Origin of the sequence: Yinghuangia aomiensis, assembly GCF_039542225.1 — a bacterium.
Classification (GTDB): Bacteria; Actinomycetota; Actinomycetes; order Streptomycetales; family Streptomycetaceae; genus Yinghuangia; species Yinghuangia aomiensis.
In genome coordinates, this window is record NZ_BAABHS010000011.1 from 199,749 (window position 1) to 218,806 (window position 19,058).

General features: G+C 72.9%; 19 protein-coding genes. 8 read left to right on the plus strand and 11 right to left on the minus strand.

Annotated features, from left to right (window positions below):
* Window positions 1-215: 215 nt before the first annotated feature.
* The 4 genes from ABEA93_RS17530 to ABEA93_RS17545 form a co-directional block, all read right to left on the minus strand.
* Window positions 216-1,601 carry a choice-of-anchor A family protein gene (locus ABEA93_RS17530; protein ID WP_345676506.1) on the minus strand — a complete coding sequence of 462 codons (1,386 nt, stop codon included), beginning with the start codon at window positions 1,599-1,601 and terminating at the stop codon, window positions 216-218.
* A 108-nt stretch (window positions 1,602-1,709) separates the two neighbouring features.
* Window positions 1,710-2,645 carry a TY-Chap domain-containing protein gene (locus ABEA93_RS17535; protein WP_345676507.1) on the minus strand — a complete coding sequence of 312 codons (936 nt, stop codon included), beginning with the start codon at window positions 2,643-2,645 and terminating at the stop codon, window positions 1,710-1,712.
* Between the two features lie 64 nt (window positions 2,646-2,709).
* Complete coding sequence (locus tag ABEA93_RS17540) at window positions 2,710-3,765, minus strand: calcium:cation antiporter (RefSeq protein ID WP_345676544.1); 1,056 nt, start codon at window positions 3,763-3,765, stop codon at window positions 2,710-2,712.
* A 322-nt stretch (window positions 3,766-4,087) separates the two neighbouring features.
* Window positions 4,088-4,210, minus strand: a complete 123-nt coding sequence (locus ABEA93_RS17545; protein WP_345676508.1) for a hypothetical protein — start codon at window positions 4,208-4,210, stop codon at window positions 4,088-4,090.
* A gap of 212 nt (window positions 4,211-4,422) precedes the next feature.
* Between ABEA93_RS17545 and ABEA93_RS17550 the strand changes: the two genes are divergently transcribed.
* Window positions 4,423-5,868 carry an amidase gene (locus ABEA93_RS17550; protein WP_345676509.1) on the plus strand — a complete coding sequence of 482 codons (1,446 nt, stop codon included), beginning with the start codon at window positions 4,423-4,425 and terminating at the stop codon, window positions 5,866-5,868.
* Between the two features lie 99 nt (window positions 5,869-5,967).
* Here ABEA93_RS17550 and ABEA93_RS17555 read toward each other — a convergent pair whose 3' ends face one another.
* Window positions 5,968-6,765 (minus strand): SDR family NAD(P)-dependent oxidoreductase, encoded by a 798-nt coding sequence (locus ABEA93_RS17555; RefSeq protein ID WP_345676510.1) that lies wholly within the window; start codon window positions 6,763-6,765, stop codon window positions 5,968-5,970.
* A gap of 252 nt (window positions 6,766-7,017) precedes the next feature.
* On the opposite strand from ABEA93_RS17555, the gene ABEA93_RS17560 reads away from it, so the two are divergent.
* The 6 genes from ABEA93_RS17560 (at window position 7,018) to ABEA93_RS17585 (ending at window position 10,723) form a co-directional block, all read left to right on the plus strand.
* The gene (locus ABEA93_RS17560; RefSeq protein WP_345676511.1) at window positions 7,018-7,662 is read left to right on the plus strand and encodes a TetR family transcriptional regulator; all 645 of its coding nucleotides are present in this window, start codon (window positions 7,018-7,020) and stop codon (window positions 7,660-7,662) included.
* Window positions 7,663-8,182: 520 nt separating this feature from the next.
* Window positions 8,183-8,674: a F0F1 ATP synthase subunit B family protein gene (locus ABEA93_RS17565; RefSeq protein ID WP_345676512.1), complete on the plus strand. Its 492-nt coding sequence runs from the start codon at window positions 8,183-8,185 to the stop codon at window positions 8,672-8,674.
* 83 nt (window positions 8,675-8,757) lie between these two features.
* On the plus strand, window positions 8,758-9,183 hold the full coding sequence (locus ABEA93_RS17570) for an SRPBCC family protein (protein WP_345676513.1): 426 nt from the start codon (window positions 8,758-8,760) through the stop codon (window positions 9,181-9,183).
* A 76-nt stretch (window positions 9,184-9,259) separates the two neighbouring features.
* Entirely contained in the window at window positions 9,260-9,502 is a 243-nt protein-coding gene (locus tag ABEA93_RS17575) for a hypothetical protein (protein WP_345676514.1), read from the plus strand.
* Window positions 9,503-9,514: 12 nt separating this feature from the next.
* On the plus strand, window positions 9,515-10,573 hold the full coding sequence (locus tag ABEA93_RS17580) for an STM4015 family protein (protein ID WP_345676515.1): 1,059 nt from the start codon (window positions 9,515-9,517) through the stop codon (window positions 10,571-10,573).
* 39 nt (window positions 10,574-10,612) lie between these two features.
* Window positions 10,613-10,723: a DUF6332 family protein gene (locus ABEA93_RS17585; RefSeq protein ID WP_345676516.1), complete on the plus strand. Its 111-nt coding sequence runs from the start codon at window positions 10,613-10,615 to the stop codon at window positions 10,721-10,723.
* Here the strand turns inward: ABEA93_RS17585 and ABEA93_RS17590 are convergent.
* Entirely contained in the window at window positions 10,720-11,397 is a 678-nt protein-coding gene (locus ABEA93_RS17590) for a transglycosylase SLT domain-containing protein (RefSeq protein WP_345676517.1), read from the minus strand. The genes ABEA93_RS17585 and ABEA93_RS17590 overlap by 4 nt on opposite strands.
* Window positions 11,394-11,813 (minus strand): MarR family winged helix-turn-helix transcriptional regulator, encoded by a 420-nt coding sequence (locus ABEA93_RS17595; RefSeq protein WP_345676545.1) that lies wholly within the window; start codon window positions 11,811-11,813, stop codon window positions 11,394-11,396. Before ABEA93_RS17595 ends, ABEA93_RS17590 begins: the two co-directional genes overlap by 4 nt.
* A gap of 222 nt (window positions 11,814-12,035) precedes the next feature.
* Here ABEA93_RS17595 and ABEA93_RS17600 point away from each other — a divergent pair, with 222 nt between their 5' ends.
* Complete coding sequence (locus ABEA93_RS17600) at window positions 12,036-12,605, plus strand: carboxymuconolactone decarboxylase family protein (RefSeq protein WP_345676518.1); 570 nt, start codon at window positions 12,036-12,038, stop codon at window positions 12,603-12,605.
* 8 nt (window positions 12,606-12,613) lie between these two features.
* On the opposite strand, the gene ABEA93_RS17605 is transcribed toward ABEA93_RS17600, so the two are convergent.
* From ABEA93_RS17605 to ABEA93_RS17620, 4 genes are all read right to left on the minus strand, one after another.
* Window positions 12,614-13,612 (minus strand): nitroreductase/quinone reductase family protein, encoded by a 999-nt coding sequence (locus ABEA93_RS17605; protein WP_345676519.1) that lies wholly within the window; start codon window positions 13,610-13,612, stop codon window positions 12,614-12,616.
* 65 nt (window positions 13,613-13,677) lie between these two features.
* Window positions 13,678-14,259: a TetR/AcrR family transcriptional regulator gene (locus tag ABEA93_RS17610; RefSeq protein WP_345676520.1), complete on the minus strand. Its 582-nt coding sequence runs from the start codon at window positions 14,257-14,259 to the stop codon at window positions 13,678-13,680.
* 10 nt (window positions 14,260-14,269) lie between these two features.
* Window positions 14,270-15,010 (minus strand): alpha/beta fold hydrolase, encoded by a 741-nt coding sequence (locus ABEA93_RS17615; RefSeq protein WP_345676521.1) that lies wholly within the window; start codon window positions 15,008-15,010, stop codon window positions 14,270-14,272.
* Window positions 15,011-15,094: 84 nt separating this feature from the next.
* Window positions 15,095-19,033: a hypothetical protein gene (locus ABEA93_RS17620; RefSeq protein ID WP_345676522.1), complete on the minus strand. Its 3,939-nt coding sequence runs from the start codon at window positions 19,031-19,033 to the stop codon at window positions 15,095-15,097.
* Window positions 19,034-19,058 lie beyond the last annotated feature (25 nt).

Here is a 19,058-nt window from a genome sequence, read left to right on the forward strand (position 1 = left end):
ACACGTGTCACCCGGGCGGGAACGGACGGATCCGGGCGAAGTGCGACGGTGCTGGTGCGGGGCCGGGCGAAGTGGGGCGGTGCTCGTGCTCGTGCTGGTGCTCGTGCTGGTGCGGGGCGGGTGCGGGGCGAGCCCGGACGGGGCGGCCGAAGCCGCCCGCCGCCCGGGCTCGCCGTGCGGTGGTGCCGCGTGTGCGGGTCAGGCCTCCCGCGGGATCACACGCGGCGCCGCCGCCGGGCGATCACGAACAAGGCCGCGCCGCCCGCAAGGGCGACCGCCGCGGCACCGGCGACGATCGTCGTGGCATTGCCCGAGCCACCGGTCTGGGCCAGCGATCCGCCGTTGTCCGGGGCGGGGGGCGCGGACTCCGACGGGGTGGCGCCCGGGGAGCCGGCCGGGGCGCTCGGCTGCCCGGGCGGCACCGACCCGGCGGGCGCCGACGGCCGCGGCGGTGTCGGCTGACCCGGCTGGGTCGGCTGACCGGGCTTGGCGGGCTCGGTCGGCGGCGGCACCGGCTGCCCGGGGCCCTCCGGCTTGCACGCGAACGCGGGCGACCCGGACCACGGGTAGTTGTGGCTTTCGTTGCCCGAGCCGTGGGTCTTCACGTTCCCGCCCGCATACAGGCGGCCGTTGGTGCTCGCGGTGAGGTCCGCGTTCGCCTTCGGGGCGAGGATCGAGCCCATGAAGTTCCCGCCCCCGCCGAGCGTCAGTGCCGGGGTTTCCCGGAAATTGTAGAGAATCCGCGACGCGGCTTCCCCGAAGTTTTTCGAGGTGTACACGTCGACCCGGTCGTCGTTGAATCCGACGGACATCGGGGAAATCGAGACCGCACGGTTTCCGGTCACGTTCACCAGGACCGAGGCACCTGCCGGGATCTTCTGGAAAAGGAACGTGGATGCCTTGTCCAGATCCGCCGCCGTGATTTCGAAGACCTGGATGCTCCCGACGCTCGGCGCGGTGCTGGTGAACGTCACCGTCCCCCCGGCGCGCACGCTCGTCCCGGTCGGCCGCAGCGCGCCGAGCGAGGCGGACTCCCGCGCCATCGTCGCGTCGAAGCCGTTGTACGCCCCCAGCGCCCCGGCCGCGCCCATCCGCGCCGGGCTCGCGCCGCCGTTGGTGCGCAGCTCCCCCTTGACGTCGAGGTTGCCGCCGACCTGCACCGACCCGCCGTAGCGGGGCCCCGCGGTGAGGCCGGAGCCGACGTCCACCGTGGTGCCCTTGGCGATCGCGACGTCGCCGCCGACCGCCAGCATCACGTCGCCCGCGGTCGGCAGGATGCCCGACCCGGCGCCGACCCGGCCCACGTTGTAGATGCCGCCGGGATTCTTGGCGAACGTCGCCTGCCCCTTCACGACCAGCAGGCCTTCGGCCTCCGCCGCCCCGCCGTCGACCGTGTAATCGCCGCCCGCGAAAAGCGCGACATTGTTGTCGGTGAAAAGCGGGGAATGCCCGATGCCGGGTATCGATCCGGCCGTCGGACAGGCCGCCGAACGGCCGTTCGCGGTCGCTGCGAAAGTGTTTCCGGCACCGCACAGGCCGAGCGTGGCGGCCATCGCGATCGCGGTGCTTGTTCCGGTAATGGTTCTTCCTTTGATGCCCACGAGACGGAACGTTAGCAGCGCTTCGGGCAGCCGGATCATGGATTTCCGGGCGCTTGGTTAATAGTGGTTGTGCGGAAACTTAAGAGAACCTGAGGCAGGGTTCGGCCACTACGGACCGTCCGGTCGGAGCCCCAGTTCGGCCGCCACATAGGCGGGATCCGGATGCCGGCCGTTGCGGAACGCGTGCACCGTCAGCTCCGCCGGACCGCCGGCTCCGAGGGCTTGCAGCGCGTCGACGGCCTGCCGGGGGAACGCGTCGGCGCCCCAGTGGACTTCGGGGTCGCCGAGGGTCCATTCCGCGACGCCGGGCGCAACCGGTCCTGGGCGCCAGCCGTCCGCGAACATGCGGCGCGCCCGCTCGCTGCCCGGGGCCGCCTCGTGCGGCAGCCGGTCGGGATCGAGCGCGGGGTCGATGACGCTGGTGGCGATCGAACTGCCGTGCCGCGCGGTCATGAACTGCACGACGGCGTTGCCCGGGCCGCTCAGGATGACCGCGGAGTCGTTGGCCAGGGTGCTGACGAGCCAGTCGAGGCGGCGGCGCAGGTCGTCCCAGTCGGCGCATTCGGGAGCGGCGCCAGAGGCGGTGGGGCGGTCGTCGAAGTCGCGGAGGCCGTAGAGGTCGGTGGGGCCGTTGTCGTCGGCGCTGCGGACCACCACCTGTTCGGCGGGCAACGCGAGGATGTCGCGGAGGAGTTCGACGACCGCGCGGCCGCGTGCGGCGCGTACGGGGACGTCGTCGAACCAGCGCCAGGACAGGGACCAGACGGGTTGCGTGATGGGCACGATGGCGCTGCGCTCGTACCGCCAGTCGTCGGCCATCCGCTGCTTCTGTGCGTCGGTCAGCGGTGCGGTGCCTTCGCCCAGCCGCAGTTCGGCGACGACGAAGCGGTCCTGCCGGGTCAGCGTGACCGACGGCCCGGACTCCGGGAGTCCGACGCGCAGACGCGCGTTGTCGGCTTCGTCTTCGTCGCCGAGGAAGTCGGCGACGTACGGGACTCCGGAGTAGCCCGGACGCAACAGGGCGTCCCAGATCGTGCGTTCCATGCCGGCCAGTCTGCCGAGCGCGGCCGACAGCCCCCGAAGCGCCCCGGGGGCCGTCGGCCTGCCGCTATGGCGTGACGGCGAGTTCGAGGTATGCGGCGAGTACTGCCAAGTGCACGCCCGCCTGGAGCAGCGTCGCCCGGCCGGGCACCACGGTCAGCGTGCCGACCACCAGCGTCAGTCCGAGCAGCACCATGTGCGTGGCGCCGAGTCCGAGGACGAGCGGGCCGGACAGGAAGAACGACGCGATCACCACGGCCGGCACGGTGAGGCCGATGCTGGCCATCGCCGAACCGAGCGCAAGATTGAGGCTGGTCTGCACCCGGTCCCGGCGCGCCGCCCGCACCGCGGCGATGGTCTCGGGGAGCAGCACGAGCAGCGCGATGACCACGCCGACGACGGCATGCGGCATGCCGGCCGCTTCGACGCCCGATTCGATCGTCGGGGACACGCTCTTGGCGAGTCCGACGACGGCGACCAGGGCGAGGCCGAGCAGTCCCAGGCTGACCAGTGCGGTGCGTGTGGACGGGGCGTCGGCGTGGTCGTCCGCGTCGATGACCTCGCCCTGTTTGGTGACCGGCAGGAAGTAGTCGCGGTGCCGGACGGTCTGCGTGGCCACGAACAGCCCGTACAGCACGAGCGCCGCGACCGCCGCGAACACCATTTGGGACGTGGAGAATTGGGGTCCCGGCTTGCTCGTGGTGAAGGTCGGCAGGACCAGGCACAGCGTCGCCAGCGTGGCCACGCTCGCGAGCATGCCGCCGGTGCCTTCCGGCTGGAACACCGCAACGCGGTGCCGCAGTGCGGCGGCGAGCAGGCTGAGGCCGACGATGCCGTTGCAGGTGATCATGACGGCCGCGAAGACCGTGTCGCGGGCGAGCGTGGCGCTCTTGTCGCCGCCGTCCAGCATCAGCGTGACGATCAGCGCGACTTCGATGATCGTGACGGCGACGGCGAGGACGAGTGAGCCGTAGGGCTCGCCGACCCGGTGGGCGACCACCTCGGCGTGGTGCACGGCGGCCAGCACGGCGCCCGCGAGGAACACCGCGGCCACGCCGACGAGCACGCCGGGGAGCGAGCGGCCCCAGACGAAGACCAGCAGGATCACGGCGGCGATCGGCAGGACGGTCGTCCAGCGGGCGGCGAGTGCGGGTAGCCGGGGCTTGCTGCGTCGGGTGCCGCCGTGGTCGGAGCCGGACGGCCGGTTCTGCTCGGTCTGCGCGATCGGCGGCTTCCCGATCGGTGTCTGCTCGGTCGGTCGGTCGGATGGTCGACGGGGCGATTCCGGCCGCGCTAGCCGCACACGCTTCACCTCTCCTGGGGATCGGGTCGGATCAGGTCTAGGTAAAGAACGATACGGGAAAAGGTCATGGAAGATAAAATTGAAGGTAAAAGGATCGCCAAGTCGCGGGGTGTGTGAGGAGGCCCGGCGGGTGGTTCGGGGCTCAGTCGGTGAAGACCGCGGGGAGGAGGAACCACCGCAGTGCGGCGTCCTCTTCGTCCGGGCTGCGGGGGCGCGGCGGCGGGAGGCTGAGCAGGGAGACGCCGAGCCGGTTGACCCACTCCACGACGTCCGCGTAATCGGTGCCCGGCCGCAGCGTGCCCGCCGCGGCGGCGCGGTCCGGGAGGCCGGGTGTCCTTGAACCTTGCGGTGTCCGTGGCTACCGTCGCGCATGCTTGCCCTGGTCAAGTATTGCGGCGGTGCCCGGACGGCCCGCCCGCGCCGGGCGGCGGAGGCGGCCGGACCCGGCCGCGGGGACCGGTGGGAATGGGGCGCGGCATGGGAGATCTTTCGGACCGGCTGGCGTTCGCGGACGCGACCGAGCAGGCGGCGCTGGTGGCCTCGGGGGAGGCGTCCCCGGCGGAACTCGTGGACGCCGCCGTCGCCCGCATCGAGCGGCTCGACCCGGCGCTGGGCGCGCTGGTCGCGGAACGCTTCGACGAAGCCCGCGCGGAGGCCGGGGGAGAGCTGCCGGACGGGCTGTTCCGCGGCGTCCCGTTCCTGCTCAAGGACGCCGTGCAGCATTCCGCGGGCGACCGCTACCAGCACGGCATGACGTTCCTGCGGGACAACCCGTGGGTGTCGCCGGAGGACTCCGAGCTGACCCGGCGCTACCGGGCCGCCGGGCTGGTGCTGCTCGGCCGGACCAAGGTCCCCGAGTTCACCATCTCGCCGACCACCGAGCCGCTCGCGCACGGCCCGGCCCGCAACCCGTGGGACCCGGAGCGGTCGCCGGGCGGGTCGAGCGGGGGATCGGCGGTCGCGGTCGCGTCCGGTATGGTGCCCGTCGCGCACGCCAACGACATGGGCGGATCGATCCGGATCCCCGCGTCGTGCTGCGGGCTCGTCGGCCTCAAGCCGACCCGCGGCCGCACGAGCCCGGCGCCGCACGGCCTCTACTGGGGGCCGCTCACCCACGAGCACGTCGTCACCCGCACGGTGCGCGACAGCGCGGCCGTCCTCGACGCCACCGCGGGCGCCGCGCCCGGCGACCTGTACGGTGCCCCGGCCCCGGCCCGGCCGTGGACCGACGAACTGACCGCCGCTCCCGGCCGCCTCCGCATCGCGGTGCTCACCGAGCGCCCCAGCGGTCGCCCGGTCGACCCGGAATGCGCCGCCGCGGCCCGCGCGACCGGCGAACTGCTCGCCGAACTCGGCCACCACGTCGAGGAGATCGCCGCGGCGCCGCTGGCCGACGAGGCGGGTGCCCTGGCCATGGGCACGGTGACCTCGGTCGGCCTCGCGCACGACGCGGACGTGTGGGAGCGCCGCATCGGCAAGCCGGTGGACGGGCTGGAGCCGTTCCCGGCGATGGCCGTCGAACGCGGCCGGGCGACCTCGGGGCCCGCGTACGTCGCGGCGATCGAGGCGCTGGCCGCGTGGAGCCGCCGGATCGCCGCGGTGTGCGCGCCCTACGATCTCGTGCTCGCGCCGACGATGGCGATCCTGCCGCCGCCGCTCGGCACGTTGTCCGGCGACCGCCCGATCCAGGAGACCCTGCCGGGCTGGTCGGCGATGGCCGAAATCGCCACCCTGTTCGACATCTCCGGCGCGCCCGCGATCTCGCTGCCGCTGCACCGCACGGCCGACGGCCTGCCGGTAGGCGTCCAGGTCGCCGCCGCGGTCGGGCGCGAGGACCTGCTGTTCCGGGTCGCCGCGCAGCTCGAAGAGGCGCGGCCGTGGCGCGAGTTCGTGCCGCGCGTGCACGCGTCGCGGAGCGTGTGACGCCGCTTGTGGCGGGGCTTGTGACAGCGCTTGTGACAGCGCTTGTGACGTCGCCGCCCCGGCCTGAGTCCGCAGGCCGGGGCGGCGATTCCGTCGGGATCAGGCGTGCGTGCCCCCGTCGATGCGGACCTCCGTGCCGGTGACGAACGCGCCGTCGTCCGAGGCCAGCATGGCGATGACGCCCGCGACGGTCTCCGGACCGGCCATCGGCGCGCCGCTCGCCGACTCGACACCGGCGTCCAGGATCGGCGACAGCTTGGCGAACAGCGACCAGTCGGTGTCCTCCGGCAGGTAGCCGCCGGTGGCGTCGGTGATGCCGGACTTGATGCTGCCCGGGGCGACGTTCACCGCGCGCAGGCCCTGCTTGCCGTACTCCAGCGCGAGCGCGTGGGTGAACGACTGGACGCCGCCCTTGCTCGCCGCGTACGCCGCCATGTAGGGGTGCGCGAACTGCGCCGACGTCGAGCTGAAGTTGACCACCACGCCGCGCTTGGTCGCGAGCAGCGCCGGGAGCGCCTCGCGGGTGACCAGGAACGTACCGGTCAGGTTGACCGTGACGATGCGGTTCCACAGGTCGAGCGACGTCTCGTGGGTGTGCGCGGCGCGCAGGATGCCGGCCGCGTTGACCAGCACGTCCAGGCCGCCCAGGCGCCGCACGGTGTCGGCCACGCCCGCGACGACGTTCGCCTCGTCGGCGATGTCCAGCACCAGCGTGTGCAGCCGGGCGGTGTCCAGGCCGCGCTCCTCGGCCTGCGCGACGGTGGCGGCGAGGCCGTCGGCCAGGACGTCGGCGGCGACGACGCTGCCGCCCTCGGCCAGCAGGCGCAGCGCGGTGGCCTGCCCGATACCCGACCCGGCTCCGGTGACCAGGACGCGGCGGTTGTCGAAGCGGTTCATGGCGAGCCTTCTTTCGCTCTCGTGCCGGCGGCCGGGGGATGGGGGCCGGCGGCGGGTGTTCCGTGTTTTTGGCACGTTATGACAAATATGCATGCGATGCCAAAAATTCCCGAGAGGGCCGTCGCTTTGCCCTAGGCTGGGCCCGTGCGGAGCCGCGCCGGGGGACGCAGCACCCGGCGCCGGCCGCGGTCCCGCACCGCACGCCGAACGGAAAGCGCAGGTCGCGAGCACCGCCGCCGACCAGGAGGACCGATGACCGCCGCCACCCGCCGGAGCCCCGGCAGACCCACGCTCACCGAGCGTCGCCGCGAGGACACCCGCGGCGAGGTCTCCCGGACCGCCGCCCGGCTGTTCACCGAACGCGGCTACGACGCCACCACCGTCGAGGACATCGCCGCCGCGTCCGGCATGGCGCTGCGCACCTTCTACCGCTACTTCCGGGCCAAGGAAGACACCATCACCCGGCTCTTCGGCACCGGCATCGGCGACTGGGTGCACCGGCTCGCCGACGCGGACCCCGGCCTCGGACTGCTGGACGCGCTGCGCACGTCGTACGCCGAAGCCGTCCGCCACTCCCGGGCCGGCGAGGTCGACGACGCCCAGCTCCGCGCCCTGATGCGCATCGTCGACGGGCACCCGGCCCTGCGCGCGGTGTGGCTCAACGTCTACCGCGACTCCGAGGACCAGCTCCGCCCCGCGATCGCCGCCCGCGTCGGCCGCGACCCCGACGACCTCGCCGTCCGCCTCGCCGCCGGAACGGCCAACACGGCCGTGCGGATCGCCATGGAACGCTGGGCCGCGGGCGACGGCCCCGGCTCGGCGGAGGAGGCAGTGGCCCAAGCGCTGGCCGAGGTGGCGGGCGGCGGTTTGCTGGGCGAGGGGGAGAACGGGGCCTGACGCTCCCGGCCGGTCTCGGGGCCGCGGAATCGGGCGGCTCCGGGCGCCGTGGGCTGACGCGCCCGGCCGGTTGGGCGGGCCGGGCCGGGCTGCGCCCTGACCTGCCGGGCCGTCTCGTCCCCTCGGTCCCGTGAACCCGCCCGGCCTGCCGGCCTGCGCGGTTTGCCATGCCGCCCCCGTGTGCCTGCCTGCTCCGACCCGGGCCGCTCGACCTGCCGCCCCGCCTGCGCTGCCGACCCGTCTCGGCCGGCCGGCCCGTCGACCGGCTGACCTGCGGGGTCGCCGCCCCGGCCTGTTCGCCTGCCTGCCTCGCGGGACATGCCCCGTCCGCCGATCCGCCGCCGGCCGACCGGCAGCCCGACCTGCCCCCACGTGCCTCCGCAGACCCGTCGGGCTTGCCCAACTGCCCGCCTGCCGACCCGCTCGTCCGGTGCCTCGGTCAAAGGCTGGTCATCGGCCGGTCAACGGGTTTGCGTGGCCTGCCTGTTGTCGGCAAAAACCGGCCGGATAGGCTTCGCCCATGGGACCTCTCACGCCGAAATGGGGCGACCTCATCGTCGCCACCATCTCCTTCTTCATCGTCCTCTTCGTCGTGGGCAGGGTGCTCGCGCCGCGGATCGCGCGCACGCTGGCCGAGCGTGAGGACAAGCTCGAGGGCGGCCTCGACCGCGCCGACGACACCAAGGCCGAGAGCGAAGCCGTCTACCGCGAGATCCAGTCCGTCACCGCCGAGGGCCGCCGCGAAGCCGCGCGCGTCCGCCAGGACTGCATAGACGAGGGCTCCGACGCGATCGCCGACGCCCGCGCCGAAGGCCAGATGATCCGCGACGAACTCGTCGACGCCGGCCACCGCAACATCGCCGCCGAACGCGCCCTCGCCGAGGCCGCGCTGCACTCCGAGCTGGGCCTGATCGCCACCGAGCTGGCCGGCAAGATCCTCGGCGAGTCGGTCTCCGACTTCGTCGCCGAGGGCGACACCGTCGAGCGGTTCCTCGCCGAAATCGACGCCTGACCCGCGACCCGGAACCGCGCCGCCGCCCGGCGGCGCGGTACGGTGCGAACACCAAGTCCCGCGCGGCGTGGAGGTGTTCTCCGATGCACTGGGTGATCCGGGTCGATGTCGAAGCAACTCCCGACGACCTGTGGCAGGTCGTCGCGGACGTGGACCACTGGCCCGAGTTCATGGCCACGATGCGCCGAGTGGAGCGCGTCGGCGGCGCCGAACTCGGGCCCGGTGCTTTGGTGCGCATCGCCCAGCCCCGCATGCCGGTGCTGACCTGGCGGGTCACCGACTGGACGCCGGGCAGCTTCTTCGCCTGGCAGGCAGCCTCTCCCGGCGTGACGACGACCGCCAGCCACGCCGTCGAAGCCCGAGATGCCGCCGGCAGCACTCTGACGCTGGGCATTCACCAGACCGGGTTCGGCGCCCCGCTCGCCGGCCTGCTGATGGGCCGCCAGACCCGGCGCTACGTCGGGATCGAAGCGGAGAGCACCAAACGGCGGGCGGAAGAAGCACGCTGACCTGGGCGGGTGCCGCCGACCGGCGGAAGCCGCCTGCTCCCGGTGACCTGCCGGGCCGGCTGTCGTTCCCCACGGCATGAAGAAGATCACCGCGCTCGGCGCGCTCACCCTCCTCGCCTCCGGCCTCGCGACCGTCCCCGCGCACGCCGACAACGACAGCAACTTCGGCGGCGGCGTCAACGCCGCGAACAACTGGAACTTCACCGCGGCGGCGGTCTGCCTCCAGGAAGTCGCGGTGGCGCCGGTGCTGGGGGACTGGGTCGGCGACCACGCGAACAATTGCAGCAACGGCAACGTCATCGACCACTCGGGGCGCTGATTTCGGAGACGCATGGCGATAGACAGCCCGCTGACCTCGTTCGGCGGTCTTCCGGTCCACCGGCTCGTGCCACCGCGGCCCTATCCGCCGCTGGACCCGAAGACCGCGGAACTGGTCGCGGCCAACGGCATCACCATGCCGCCCGCGACCTGGCGCGAAGTCGGCGCCGCCGGGCCGCGGGCGCAGGACGCGGCCTGGGTGCTGTCCGCCGCGCCGTACGAACCGGGCCCCGCCGTCCCCGACCGCCTCGCGGGCCTGCTCGAAGCCGTCGACACCGCGAACGTGCGCGCGCTGGTCATCGGCTACTGGGCGGAAGGCGGCCTGGAGCACACGACCGCCGACCGAATCGTCGAGGTGCTCGCCGCTCACGCCGACCGACTGCCCGGTCTGCGGCACCTGTTCGTCAACGACATCGTCGCCGAGCAGCACGAGATCTCCTGGATCCCGCCCACCGACATCACCCCGCTGCTCGACGCGTACCCGGACCTCGTCGAACTCGGCTACCGCTTCGGGGCACCCCGCGCGGGCAGGCCGCCCGTCGTCCTGCGCCCGACCCGGCACACCGCGCTGCGCCGCCTCACCCTGCAGACCGGCGGCATGCCCGCGGCCGTCCCCGCCGCCATCGCCGCCTGCGACTTCCCGGCGTTGGAACACCTCGACCTGTGGCTCGGCGTGTCGTTCTACGGCGGCGACGCCACCGTCCGCGACCTCGACGGCATCCTCGCCCGCGACACCTTCCCCGCCCTCCGGCACCTCGGCCTGCGCAACAGCGAGATCCAGGACGACATCGCCGCCGCCGTCGCCAAGGCGTCCACGGTCGCCCGCCTCCGCTCCCTCGACCTCTCGATGGGCACCCTGAGCGACCGCGGCGCGGAAGCCCTGCTCGTCGGCCGGCCACTCACCCACCTCGACGAGCTGTCCTTGCGCCACCACTTCCTCGGCGCCGGCATGCGCACCCGCATCCGCGAAGCTCTGGAGCCGCACGGCGTCCGTGTCGATCTCTCGGATGCGCGCCAACGGTGGGAGCAGGACGACACGGGCGACGGCCGGTACACCGAAGTCTCGGAGTGAGGCTCGCGCCAGACTGGGAAAACCGCGTGAGGGGACCGCATGGCGACGCGCAGCGGAGCCGAGCGGGACCGGCTGACGGCCGAGATCGCTGTCGCGATCGTCTCCGCCGCGATACTCGCCGCTGCCTCGGGGCTTGCGCTGCCGGTCTAGCCGACCGCCTTCTCCGCCTTGTCCCACGTCGCGCGGAGCTTGTCCAGGTAGGACTGGGCCTGGCTGCCCGGTTTCACGCCGCGGGCGAAGGCGAGCATGTTGCCGGAGCCGGCGTTGTAGCCGAGGGCGGCCAGTTCGTCGCGGGTGTACGGGCCCGACACCTTCGACGGCAGTTGCGCTTCCAGGTCGTGCAGGTACCAGGCCGCGGCCTGGACGGCGAGGTCGCGGTCGTCCGGCAGCTCCGACCAGTCGCGGTCGGCGAAGTCGCGGTTGCGCTTGGTGTCCTCGAAGGCGGCCTTGTGCATGTTGGCGATGCCGAAGGCGGCGTCGGGCTTGAGGTTCTGCCAGGCGCGTTCCAACGACGGGTCGTGCGGCTTGTAGGACTCGTTGTAGAGGATCGCCATCAGCAGGACCGGGTTGACGCCCGCTTCCCGGGCGTGGGCGCGGACTTGCGCGGCGTAGTCGGCGGGGTCGTACGGGCCGGTCGGATCCGCGCTCTTGCCGGGTGCGCCCGTGGTCGCTCGCGCGGACGGGTTCGCCGCGGCGCTCGCCGACGGGGCGGCGTCGGACTTGTCCGCGGTCGAGTCGCCGTTCTTCGCCACCGCCCACAGGGCCAGCGCGGCCAAGGGGACGACGAGCCACCACAGGCGGCTGCGGCGGGTCGGCGAGGTCATGCGAACCACCCTGGCACATCGAGGCGCCACAGCTCGCCCGGCGTCATCGTCCGCAAGTCGGCTTCGAACGCGCGCAGCCGGTCGGTCCCCAGCGTGTCGGCCCACTCGGTGCGGATCTCCTCGAAGATGCGCGCCGAGCGGGCCAGGGCGTCGATGCCGCGGGAGGTGAGCCGCACCACCTTGCGTCGGGCGTCGGCGGGGTCGGCGCCGACCTCGACATAGCCGAGCCGTTCCAGGACGCCGACCGTCTTGCCCGCGGCCTGCTTGGACACGCCGAGACGGCGGCCGAGGTCGGCGGCTGTGGTGCCGTGCGGGCCGATGGCCTGGAAGACGAAGCCGTGCATCGGGCGGAAGTCCGGATGGCCCTCCGCGGCCAAGCGGGCGTGGGTCTCGTCGATGATCGCGCGGAACGCCATGAAGAGCCGCAGCGGCAGTTCGAAGCCGGGGGCGTCGGCGTCTGCGTCGCGGTCGGGGGAGGCGGGGCGGCGGGACACGGCGGATTCCTCGGGTCGTCGGCGCGGCGTGTGGACAACGCTGTTGTCGATTCTAGGGCGCCGCCCCCTTGTGGAGATAGACAACCAGGTTTACGGTTATCGTCAACTTGGTTGTCCAATTCTCCCCTCCGGAGGCACCGCACCATGCCCGCAGTCACCACGCCGCTCTTCCCCGACCACACCGTCGAGACCGCGCCCCCGGCCGCTCGCCGCGCCATGACCGGTGTCGCCGACGGCTTCGGCTACCTCCCGGTCGCCGTCGGCCGCATGGCCGAATCCCCGGAAACTCTCGACGCGTTCCTCAGGATCAGCGCCACCTTCGAGAGCACGACCCTCGAACCGATCGCCCGCGAAGTCCTCGTCATGACCGTGGCCACCCGCAACCGGTGCCACCTCTGCGTCGCCATGCACACCGGCAAGCTCATGAAGTACGAAGCCGACCCGGCCCTGATCGCCGCCCTGCGCGACGGCACCGTGCTCCCCGACCCGCGGCTCGAGGCGCTGCGTCAATTCGTGCACGACGTGACGGACGCGGCGGGCGGCGTATCCGACGAGCGCATACGCGAGTTCCTCGCCTTCGGCTTCACCGCCCGCAACGCCCTCGAAGTGGTGCTGGGCATCGGCGCCTACACCCTGTCCACCTTCGCGAACCGGCTGATCGATGCCCCGCTCGACCCGCCGATGGCGGCGCTCGCCTGGGAGGGGCCGGCCTGACCCGACGCTCAGGCCGCCGCCGCGTCCGTGGACAGCCTGACCCGCAGCGTCGCCGGCTGGTCCGCGAACCGCCGGACCGTCGCGGCGTGCCCGGGGCGGAAGGTGCCGAGCCTGCGTGCGACGTCGTCGCCCTCGACGACCTCGGCCAGGCCGGTCAGCCAGCGTCCGCGCAGGTGGACGCGGACGTGCGGGTTCGCGCCGATGTTGCGGACGTAGCCCGCGCGCGTGCCGTTCTCGGCGACGATCCACACCGCGTCCGGCTCCAGCGCCACGCCGACCACGGTGCGGCGCCGGCGGCCGGTGGCCCGTCCGGTGGTTTCCAGCACGACGTGGTGCCGCATCACGCCCGCGCAGGTCAGCGTGCGCATCGGCGGGTTCAGGAACCATCTCTGGGTCCGCCGGATCCGCCGGCGGCGGGCTCGGGCGTCGGCGGCGTCGAGTGCCCGGGACTGCCCGAGGCCGACGGGTGCGACGGTCATCGGTCCGGTGCCGAGGACGCGGCGACTGGTCACCGGAGCGTCCAGGTCGCCGCCGCGGATCCGCCGGATCGCCGGCAGGTGGAGAGCTGCCCAGCAGGCAAAGGCGGTTCCGAAGGCGACTTGGAGCGATCCGCCGGTGACCGACTCCGGCCACCCGTAGTGCCGGGCGGCCGCGCACCAAGCCGCACCGGATCCGCCGATGACGACGGCGTCGGCGACGACGGTCGCGGCGATGTGCCGCCGGGACTTCGCCCGGCGGCCCGGCCGGTGCGGGAGCGCCCGGTCGCCGGGGGCGGGGTGGGTCGCGCCGTGCCGCAAGGCCTGCCACCCGCACCCGGCGGCGGTGAGCAGGAGTCCGGCGGCGAGGGCGGCCGCGGGATCGTCCCAGTCGACCAGGAGGCCGGGCCAGGCCGAGGCGATCCAGGCGGCTCCGACCACGAACCAGGCGGCGGCTTCCCAGCGCAACACCTGTGCGCGGGTGGCGTGTCGGGGGTGAAGGGTGATGGTCTCGCTCTTCTCGCGGTCCATGAAATAAACATAACGAGTGTCATGTAAATCGGCAATGGGAAGGTGCGGGGCGGATCCCCGCGTGATCAGGTCTGTGCTGCGGACAGTTCTTCCAGGCGTGCGGCCAACGCCCCGGCCGCACGCCGCAGCCGGTCCCGGTCGCCGGTGGCCAGCAGGTCCAGCACCATGCCGGCGAGGGCGGAGGCCGCCAACGTCGCTTCGTCCTCGGCCTGTTCCGGCGTGAGTCCGGCGGTCCGGAGGTCGGCGGCGAACAGGTCGACCCACGCCCGCATCAGCCTGCCGCGGAAGTCCGGGGTGACGAGGCCGGAGACGCGCGGCACGGTGAGCGCCTCGAACACCAGGCGGACGCGGGCGAGGTTGGCGTCCTCCGCCACCCAGTCCCAATAGCCCGCCACGGCGGAGGCCGGGCCGCCGCCGGTCTCGGCCCAGCCGCGCGCCAGTTCGGCCTGTTCGGCCTCGACGAAGCCGAGCACGTCGGCGAGCAGGTTCTCCTTGGAGCCGAAATGGTAGGTGAGCGAGTACGTGCTCACGCCGAGTGCGGCCGCCAGCGGACGCAGCGACATGTCCCCGAGGCCGGTGCGCGCCAGCTCGTCGACGGCGGCGCGGAGGATCTCCGGCTTGCGTTGCGGATCAGGTCGGCGTCCCATGCGGGTGACGCTACCGGTGGGCGCGGCGCGGCCCCCCGCCCGGCGTGCCGGATCGACCGGACTCGCCCTGGACCGGGTCCAGGCAGGCCGCCAGCCGCTCGGCGAGTTCCCGCGGGTGCGACAGTGCGTTGAGGTGGCCGCCCGGGACGGGTTCCGCGTCGACGCCGAGGCGCTCCTTGGCGATCCGCCGCTGGAACTCGTACGGGAAGAACCGGTCGTCGGTCCCCGCGAGCACGCAGGTCCGCACGTCCGGCCACCGTTCGATCGCGCACGGCTGGGTGAACGCGACCTCGGCTTCGGGGCGTTCGTGCTGCATGAGGGTTGCGGCCAGGTCCGGCGGCACGTCCTCGAGGAAGTACGTCGCGAGGTCGAACTCCTCCGGATAGCCGCCCGCTCGCGCCGCCGCCGCGCGCGCCTCCTGTGACCCGGTCGCGTCCCACCACGCGCCGGCCGTCTCGCCCGGCAGCGGCACCATCGCGTTGACCAGCATCAGCGCGTCCACCGGGCGCCGCGCGCAGACCATCGGCGCGGTGAAGCCGCCCATCGACTGCGCCACCACGGCAACGCCCGCGCCGCTGTCGCCGATCGCGTCGAGGACGAGGTCCGTGTACGCGGGCAGGCCCGCCTTCTCGTCCGCCGCCGGCAGCTCGACGGCGACCGCTTCGTGGCCGCGGGACTCCAGTTCGGCCACGACGCGATGCCAGTACCAGGCAGCGCCGCCGGCTCCGGGAATCAGGACGAATCGGCTCATCTGCATCCTCCTCGGCTCGGGACCACCTTAGAGAGACCGAGCCGGGCCCCCGAACTCATCCGTGGCGACGCGCCGATGCGGAACTCACAGCTCCACCGCATCGGCATACACCGGCAGCTCCTCCGTCGCCCCGAACTCGTCTTCCGCGGTGTCCGACGGCACGAACGACGTCTCCGTCACCAGCAGCCGCAGCGGCTGGTCCGGGTGCGGGGCGGGCAGCGGGATCTGGGCCGTGTACGTCGGCAGCAGCGAGAAGTCGTCGTCGGCGGGCAGCTCGGCTTCCGTCTCCGGCATGTCGACCCAGCCCAGCACCGGGTCGGGGACCTCCGGGTCGCGGTGCTGGAAGACCGCCGACACCGTCGGCGGCATCGTGTCCATGTGGTACGCCGGACCGGTCAGCTCGACCGTCAGCGGATCGGTTCCGCTCACCGTCAGCGTCCGTTCCGGCAGCAGCCGCAGCGTGTCGGTCAGCACGACCGACGAGAGATGGCAGGTTTCCAGCGACTGCGGCTGGAAGCGGGCCAACGCCGGACGGAGGAACGGGAAGTAGGCGTCGCCGGTGTCGACGTCGATGTCGCAGTACCAGCGTCCGGTCGCCGGATCGAAGGTCGGCTCGAACCCGGCCGCGGTGACCGTGAAGCCGTCGAAGACCTCCGGGAACGCGATGTCGAGGCTGGTCGTCGCCCCGGGGAAGTGCGAGATGTCGGGCAGCGTGACCGATGCCGACTGCCGGATCGGGTCGCGGCCGAGCAGCGTGATGAACGGGTGCGCCTGCGGCGGCTGCTCGTCGCCTTGGACGCCCAGCACCACGGCGAGGAGTTCGCCGTCCCCCGACGAATACCACGGCCGGGCCAGGTACACCCGGAACCCGCCCCCGCGCCGCCGCCGCACCAGCCCGTCCGGCAGGCTCCCGCTCGTGTCGAAGCCCAGGGTGAGGTGGGTCCCGAGGACCTTCGGCGCCGCGGGCTTCGCCGTGTTGCGGACGGTGACCGGGGTCGGTTCGCCGTGCGCCGTGAGGAGTTCCTTGGCCGGGTCGGCCGCGAAGTCCGGCGGGAAGCAGTCGGCGAACCGCGTGGTGGCGACCAGCGTGTAGGTCACCTCGCGGTGCTTGGTGTCGCCGAAATTCTGCTTGGCCGGCACCGGCGCCGTCGCGGGCGCGTCCGGCCCGGGGGGCGCCGCGAAGTCCTCGGCGGCCTGGGTGTTGAACGTCAGGGTGTCGCCGTCGAGGGTCGCGGCAGCGTTGTCCTCGAGGCTCGGCGGCCCCGGCGTCGCCTCGTCCAGCGGGAGTCGGAACACCGGTGTGGTGATGCTCAGCCGACGGGGTGCGTCGGCCGCCGGGTCGTCCACGTTCTCCGCCCACGACGCGAACAGGTCGAGACGTTCGGTGCTGCGGGCGCTCACGTCGATGTCGCCGGTGAAGTGCTGGTCCGTGGCGCCGACGAAACGGTCGGTCAGATCGAAACTGTTCGCCACCGGCGGCTTCAACGGCCGCTGCACCGCGTGCACGAGCGTGACGTCGTGCCACGGCGTCAGCATCCAGTGCCGGTTCGCCCGGGCGGCCTGCATCACGGCCGCGTACTGGTCGTCGTCGAGCGAATCCCGGCACCACTTGAGCATGCCGAAGGTCTTCTCCTCGGCCTTCACCCGCGAACAGACCCGCACCGTCGCAATCGTCGCCTTCGGCATCTGCACGGTGAGCACGCGGTCCGCGCCGAGCGCGGGCGGGCCGCTGCCCTCGACGATGCGCAGACGGAGCGACCGCGGGGTGTGCCAGTCGGGCCCCGCCCACGGGACCTCGAAAGCCTGGCCGTCGGGCATGCCGGGGAGTTCGTGGAACACCACGCCGTCGGTCAACGGGTCTGGGAGATAGGGGAGATCGATGGTGTCGCCGGTGTGCAGCACGTAATGGCCCTGCGGCCCCTCTTGGCCCGGCGGGACCTGTACGGCCGACGGGTAGGGGACGGTTCGCACGCCCGGAAGCGACGGATCGTCAAGCGAACCGCTCTCGCGGGAGGCGAGCGCATAGATGCGGCTCCGGGTGCCCGCGTCGGCCGAGCCGATCGCCTCGTCGAGCTTGCCGTGGCGTTCGATGCACTCCAGCGAGGCCTTGGGAGCGACGACGTGGCGTTCGTCGGTCTCGCCGTAGGGGAGGTGCCCGCCGGTCGTCACCAGGGGGGACGCGTTGAACGTCTGCGCGTACTGCTCGGGCGTCAGTTCGCCGGTGCTGCGGATCACCAGGCGCAGCGCGGACGTGCCTTCGGTGAACGCGGTCCGCGGCAGCAGCACCGGCGCGGAGACCGGCTCGAACCGGCGGAACGTCGGACCGCCCGTGGGCGGCAGCGACAGCACGTCCTGGTCGAGCAGGGCAGTCGCCTCGTCCACGCTCGGCCCGTTGCCCGCCAGGTCCACGGTGCGCAGCCGGAACCGGTAGCCGTTGCCGAAGCGCAGCCGGGGCAGCGTGCCGGGCCGGGCCCGGACGTCGATCTCCAGAGGCAGCGTCGTGGCCGCGGTGTTGGCGATCCGCCGCGGGCCCGAGCCGTCGGCCTCGGCCTTGCCCGGGTGCGGGGCGGACAGCGCCCAGCCGTCCCAGGTGACCAGGTGCTCGTGGACGTGCACGCGCTGCACCGGACCCGGAGCCGCCGCCGGCGAGGCCAGACCGACCTGGAAGAAGCCCTCGTCGGAGGCCGTGTCGAGATGGTCGCCCGGGCTGCCGGCGCGCGTGTAGGAGACTTCGCGCGCGTGCAGCGAGAACCAGTTCTGCCGGCTCTCGTCGAAGATGTCGACGCGGTGGCCGCGGACCAGGTCCTCGGCACCCAGCACCACGACCGCATCGGCGGCCAGGGCGTCCTGCCGGTCCGCGGCGCGCGTGAAGTCGTCGTTCAGGGTGCCCACCTGGTCGCCGTGCACGAGACACAGGCCTTTGGTGCGGACGGTCGGGGGTGCCGCTTCCGTGTCGCCGTCGGTGCCGGTGGCGACCGCGGCGGCCAGCAGCTTGAGGTTGACGCCGTCGATGTCCGCCTGCTCGATGGCGTATTCGGCCTCCGGCAGGGCGACGAGCCCGCGCGCGGGCGGCCCGAACGCGTCGTTCCCGTCCGCCGCCGCGCAGAAACCGTGGCCGGGCGTGAACGCATACCGCGTCGCGGCCGCGTGGTCGTGCGACGCCCCCGGCGGCAGCTGCGGCTCCCAGATCGGGATCACCAGCACGGTGAAGTCACCGTTGGCGGCGCGGAGTTGCGCGGCGGGAAAATCGAAGTCCAGCACCAGGCCCAGACGCCGCAGCAACTTCGGATGGTCGCCGAGCGACGACAGCATCTGATGGAAGTCGACGCGCGGCACCTCCGGCGGCGGCGCGAGAGGCGGCGGCTCGTTGTTCCCGGCCACCAGCCCTTGGACCTGCTGCTGCACCTGCGGCTCGTGGAACGCCAGAAACGCCTGCTGCGGAGTCAGATCGGGGCGCACGAGTTCGCCCGGCTGGTCGGCGACCTGCTGGTCGGCCGCCGTCAACTGCTCGGCGATGGTCGCCCGCATGTTCTCCATCATCGACGGCATGTCGGTGTCGGCCGCGAAACCCGCCAAGGTGGTCATCTGCTGCGCGGGCGGCATCCGATCCGGCGACTCCGCCGCCGTCGCGGCATACGACTCGCGGGTGGTGTCCGCGATCTGCTGCGCCGGATAGCTGACCGCCGTGCTCTGCCGATGGTCGTCGAACCGGAACCGGTCCACGGGGGTGGTGGTCGCCGGGAAGCAGAACCGCCACAGGTCGGAGTCCGGCGGTGCGCTCGTCCGGGTGAGCGGAATCGGCGGCGTGCCGTCCTGCGCACCGTCCGCGTCGCCCGCCGCGAGCGCGAACGACGCCCCGGCGATCCGCGCCGGCCAGTCCTGGAAGTCCGGGAACGCGGCCAGCGTGTCCGACTCGTCGCTCTCCAGCCGCGGCGCCACGAAAACCGACAGGTGCGCCGTCGCGCCGTCGGCCGACAGACCGGCCGGCAGGGCGATCCACTGGATGTGCTGTTCGATCGTCATGGGGGGTGCCTTCCTGGCGCTCCGG